Origin of the sequence: Arenibacter sp. S6351L (genome assembly GCF_023016025.1) — a bacterium.
Lineage (GTDB): Bacteria > Bacteroidota > Bacteroidia > Flavobacteriales > Flavobacteriaceae > Arenibacter > Arenibacter algicola_B.
In genome coordinates, this window is record NZ_JALKBB010000062.1 from 1 (window position 1) to 5,666 (window position 5,666).

5 protein-coding genes are annotated in these 5,666 nt (G+C 32.4%); all 5 read left to right on the forward strand.

All coding sequences use genetic code 11. The features are described from left to right. Nucleotides 1-222: 222 nt before the first annotated feature. The 5 genes from MWU82_RS23735 (at nucleotide 223) to MWU82_RS23755 (ending at nucleotide 5,587) form a co-directional block, all read left to right on the forward strand. Nucleotides 223-861 (forward strand): hypothetical protein, encoded by a 639-nt coding sequence (locus MWU82_RS23735; RefSeq protein ID WP_247098207.1) that lies wholly within the window; start codon nucleotides 223-225, stop codon nucleotides 859-861. Between the two features lie 4 nt (nucleotides 862-865). Further along, nucleotides 866-1,939, forward strand: coding sequence for a phosphoadenosine phosphosulfate reductase family protein (locus tag MWU82_RS23740; RefSeq protein WP_247098209.1), 1,074 nt, complete (start codon nucleotides 866-868; stop codon nucleotides 1,937-1,939). Nucleotides 1,940-2,116: 177 nt separating this feature from the next. Beyond that, on the forward strand, nucleotides 2,117-3,160 hold the full coding sequence (locus MWU82_RS23745; RefSeq protein WP_247098211.1) for a HEPN domain-containing protein: 1,044 nt from the start codon (nucleotides 2,117-2,119) through the stop codon (nucleotides 3,158-3,160). A gap of 152 nt (nucleotides 3,161-3,312) precedes the next feature. Continuing rightward, nucleotides 3,313-4,764: a serine hydrolase domain-containing protein gene (locus tag MWU82_RS23750; protein ID WP_247098213.1), complete on the forward strand. Its 1,452-nt coding sequence runs from the start codon at nucleotides 3,313-3,315 to the stop codon at nucleotides 4,762-4,764. Between the two features lie 34 nt (nucleotides 4,765-4,798). Further along, nucleotides 4,799-5,587 carry a hypothetical protein gene (locus MWU82_RS23755; protein WP_247098215.1) on the forward strand — a complete coding sequence of 263 codons (789 nt, stop codon included), beginning with the start codon at nucleotides 4,799-4,801 and terminating at the stop codon, nucleotides 5,585-5,587. Nucleotides 5,588-5,666: the final 79 nt, after the last annotated feature.

The following is a 5,666-nucleotide window of genomic DNA, read 5'->3' on the forward strand; positions in this document are numbered from 1 at the left end:
GGTCAACATGCCCCGGAATGGGGTGGTCAACATACTCAGGAATGCCATGGTCAGTTTAAACCGGAATTAGGTGGTCAATATCACCGGATTTTCCAATTATGGCGGATTCGACTACGTCCGAATCCACGCGGAATTGCTAAAGCCTGTGCCAAATCGGAAATTAACGCATATTAACCCGTAACTGACGGTTAAACTAGACCGTTGTAAATCATTTAAAAAACTATGGAACAAAAGACATTAAAATATTTAAGAGTATTCATTCCAGGATTTGTTTTACTTCTTGGCTTATATCCGATTTACAATCATTATTATTCTGAAGTTTTAGACATTAAGGGATTACACGTAATGTATATTTCCTTTATATCATTACTACTAGGAGCGGTTTATTATCAATTAAATATTCAAAGATTGATTACAAATCCATCTCATTATTTTATCACTAAAAACATATTGGACAAACTAATTTCTGCATATGGCAAAGAGGTAACTAAAGAACAACGTAAAACTCTATTATATAAAGAGGCATATATGACTACTTTTTATAAGGTAATTGACAATGATGAATCGCTTAAAAGAAAAGGTGAAAACGTTAAGTTTAATGGTATATTTTGGACTTCAACTGCAGATATCGCTTTAATATTTTTTGTCCTCTATTTTATTTACAAATGCTTTTTCAAAGACATTGAAAATGTGGAATCAATAATTTCATTTCTACTTTATACTTCTATTATTGCATTTGTACTACATCTCATTTCTGTAAAGAAGCATATTAACTTATCTAATAAACAACTAGATCCGATTGTGAACGATAAAGAATTGTCATCAATTGTTAAAAAAAGATTCGATGACATTTTAAAGTAGTCGTATGCAGAAAACACCCAAAAAGGATAAAGAAGTAATAAACGTTATAATACAAGAATACCAAAAAAATGATTTGCCATGGTATATTGGTTATAGTGGAGGAAAAGATTCTTCTTCAATGCTAAAATTAGTTTTTAATGCTCTAAAACGAATAGAATATTTTCACAAACCAATTACCGTTTTGTATTGCGATACAGGTGTTGAAAACCCAATTGTTACCACATATGTTTATGAAACTTTTGAAAAACTTAAAAAAGAATGTAAACAGCTTAACATTCCGTTGTTATTTACAATATTAAAACCTAAACTAGAAGACAGATTTTTTGTAAAAGTAATAGGTAGAGGCTATCCAACACCAACAAATATTTTTCGTTGGTGCACAGATAAGTTAAGAATCAACCCCGTTAAAGAGCTTATTGATAAAGACGTGAAAGCTGTTATTCTGCTTGGAGTAAGAAGTTCTGAAAGCGAGCAAAGGGATAGAACAATATCAAAACACAAAACAGATAATGAATATTATCTAAAACAAAGTGGCTCATCAAGTAACATCATTTTTAGTCCAATTATTAATCACGCCCTAGAAGATGTTTGGCTTACATTACGTTATAACGAACTACCAAAAAGTATTGACTTTAACCAAATTAGAATGATTTACAAAGATGCAGAATCTGAATGTCCTGTTTATAGAGAATCTAAAGGATCATCGTGCGGCAATTCAAGATTTGGGTGTTGGACTTGTACTGTTGTGCGGAAAGACAAGTCAATGGGTAATATGATAGAAAATGGATATTCTGAGCTCAAGGAATTATTTGAATTCAGAAATTGGATTGCTGAATTTAGGGACAATATAAAGTATAGATGTTCATATAGAAGAAATGGTGCAAAAGGGCTTGGACCAATAACTTTGGAAGGAAGAAAAATCATTTTAGATAAATTGCTGAAAACAGAACAATTGAGTGGATTAAATTTGATACCTCAAGAAGAAATAAATCGCATTTATGAACTTTGGGAAATTGACGAAATTAACGTGAATTATCAAGAAAAACGCCTTACAACAACGTGTATAAAACATGGCTAGTAAGTGCTAAATGAAAGGTTGGTGCTAATTTACAATTTGGCTTTTAAAATGAAAAGGTAAAATCAAAACAAAAAATTCGGCTCTGTGTTAATCCAAAAAGTTAGCGTTTATTTATATGCTACGTTTCAAACACAAACCGTTATGCGAGATTTATTTGAGAAATTCTGGTAAAATCAAATGACTAAAATAAAAGATTTAAAAAGTAAATGGTTATTCGTTGCTCCAATTTCAGGATTAGAACTTACTGAATCAACAAATTCTGAATTTAAAATTGGTAACGTCATCTTAGTTACTAAAAAGAAGCTTCCTAAAATCAGAAAAAGATTAGGGATACAATATCGAATATCGGAACTGTCAAAATTTGGAATAAAAGAAAATGTTACCGACTTTTTTAGTTATTCAAATACATATGCGGTATGTAGCTTTACAGGAACACCCGAAGAGAAAAGAACTGAGAATATTAGAATAATAGAAGATGCACTAAATCTTATGAGTTTTTCAAATCTTGGATATTCGAGAAGAAAATTTCAAAGTAAAATTGAAATAAAAAGATCTAAAGGATTTATGCATTATAGAATGATTGCATTGGATAAAATAAATAAACGCTATTCTCTTAATTTTACAAAGTTACATCCTATGCCAATTGAACCTAATGAAAACTGGTTACGCTTTCACAAATCATTTTTTTATTTAAAACTTTTTTCAATTATTAACGGAGAAAAGAAGATAAATACTAAATGGAAAAACATATTGATTTCTGTCGCAAAGCTAGTTGGTAAAAGCTTGAATTCTCATGATATACCAGAGGCTTTTTTGCAAAATGTCATTGCCTTAGAAATGTTATTAGTAAGTCAAGGAGAAAAAATTGAAGAAAAATTAATAGAAAGAAGCGAATATTTTCTCGATTGGTGTGCGGATTGGATAAATGATAAAATAGAGGATAAGCTGAAAATTATATACAAAAAGAGATGTGACTACGTTCACGATGGTAAAACACAAGATATAACCAAAGATGATTTGATATTTACTGACGATCTAATTTTCAACCTGATGAATAACATATTAAATCATATCGAAAAAATCAGCTCTAAAGGAAAATTAATTGAATTTTCAGATAAATATTTGGCTGAGAAAAAATTAGGCCTGGAATCCAACTATCAATTTGGAGAATTTCAATTTGTAAGAAAAACATATGATAAGGTAGAATTAGGAGAAATATAAACCACAAATAACAACGTATAACACAAATGACGGATTTAATTGAAAATAAACTAAATTAGTTTTTCATAACAAACAAAATAATTAAGACGACAAATTCGCATCCAAACTTCCACGCGAATTGTCGTCCTGCGAGAACTTTGGCTTTAAAAAAAATGAAGTACACCTATTTAACATTAGTCTTTTTAATCCTAATTTGTGGGTGTAAGCCTTCCGAACAACTGGTGGAAAAGAAGGAGAGCAAACAAGATGTACTAAATTTTCTGTTCCAAGATTATATCGGTGAAAAGCCAAGCGCAAGTTTTGTTGTCATAAAAGATGGTAACATAAAAGAATGCCAAAGCTTTGGATATGCCGATTTGGAAAATAAGATCCTTGCCACTTGTGAAACCAATTATAGACTGGCCTCTGTAACAAAGCAGTTTACAGCCATGGGAATTTTGATTTTAATACATCAAGGAAAACTAACTTATAACACCAAACTCACAGAAGTAATTCCTGAGTTCCCAGAATATGGCAAAGACATAACCCTAAAAAATTTAATGTCGCACAGGTCAGGTTTACAAGATTACGAGAAATTATATACAAAAGTAGGAGAAGAACAGCTTGTTGATAAAGATGTACTTAATCTTCTAATAGCGCAAGACAGCCTTTTGTTTCCAGCAAATTCCAAATACCGATACAGTAATTCCGGTTATGCTGTTTTGGCAATGATTATAGAACGGGTTTCTGGCAAAACTTTTAAAGAGTTTATGGATAAGGAGATTTTTGAAAAAATAGGAATGACCAATAGCACTGTTTACCAAAAAGGCCTACCCATTAAAAATCGTGCCTATGGGTATACATTCAATGACAACATCTATGAAAATATAGACCAAAATACTTGGTCGGCCATATTAGGTGATGGTGGTATTTACTCCTCTGTCAGGGATTATGTGCATTGGGATAGAGGTTTATATAATGAAACCCTGGTAAGTACAGACTTGCTAAACGATGCGTTTTCCAATTGGGATGAAAATGGAAAAACCGAGGGTAAGGGTTATGGTTTTGGATGGCGAATTTTTATAATAAATGATAGAAAGTATTTAACCCATGCTGGTGGTACCACAGGTTTTAGAAATTTTTCTGTACGGATTCCTTCGGAAAAAATTACAGTAGTCATATATACCAATACCGAAGATTATGATGGCCTGGACCGTAAAGCCTATTTCTTGGCAAGTTATTATTCCGATGGTAAAATCCCTGTTCCAGCGGACATATTACTTCAAAAAGACATTGAAGAAAATGGAATAGAAAATATTACAAACAAGTTTAATCAACTAAAATCCCACCCTACTAAATTTGATATTGTAGAAAAGGATTTAGTCAGTTTAGGTTTTAGTTATTTGAAAAAAGAACCCGAAAAAACACTAAAAGTGTTCGAGTTGGTTAAAGCAAATTTTCCGAATTATTTTGGCGGGTATTTTGGATTAGCGCAATACTATAGAACAAATGGAAATAACGAAATGGCGGTTGAATATTTCAAAAAAGTTCCTGAATTAGCAACAAGCGATGACCAACGTCAGATTGATTATGCCAACAAAATGATTGAACAACTGAGCCAGTAAAACTTTGTAAAGCCATTACACACCATTAGCTGCTATGACATATACACTATGCCTATTCTTTGGTGTTATCTTTCTCCTTGGGGGTTGCACCAACAATAAAGGTGATGATTTTAGGTGCTCGCCAGAACCAATGCCAAAGTACGAATATAGAGCAAGCATAAGCGGAGAAATGACACCTCATATGGATTCTATTCTAAGGATAGAAAAAAGAAGAGAAGTCTTTAAACCCTGTAGAATTTACGCTTTTGATGCAGCATTCTATAGCGCATCGAATAGATTAATCTCCAAGGAGCGTATTTTATTAATGGCAACGGGGAAGCGATGGGAACATCATCCAGAAAAACAGGACGAGATTCTGGTAAAATATGAATTTGACAAGGAGTCAATTGATAGCATTAATTTATATCAGCTTAACAAGAGCGCTGTTTCCGATGAATGGTGGCAAACGGTAAGTACAGGAATAAGAGAGAATGTGGAAGAAATATGGATGCATCCATTCAGGTCCAACCAATATAACTTCACAGAGGTAGCTCCATTTCCGCAAATTAAATTTCCTTTGAGTGTAGGAAAAAAATGGAATGACAACACTATAACATTGCAGGAAGGTTGGGGAGATTGGTCACATATGAAAGTAAAAAGTACCTTCGAAATACTATCCAAAGAAACTATACAAACAAACTACGGTGAGTTAGAAAATTGTTGGAAAGTTAAAGCCGTATCAAACTTTGACCTCGGCCAATCTGAAGTGACCTATTGGTTTCATGAAAGATTTGGGTTTGTAAAGTTGAACTATGTGAACTATGGAGGGAGACTGTTTATTTAAGTGTGTCATAATTCAAAATTTTATAAATTATGACTACAATGGAAAATTCAAAAAAGACAAAAGAAGATCTTGAGCAATT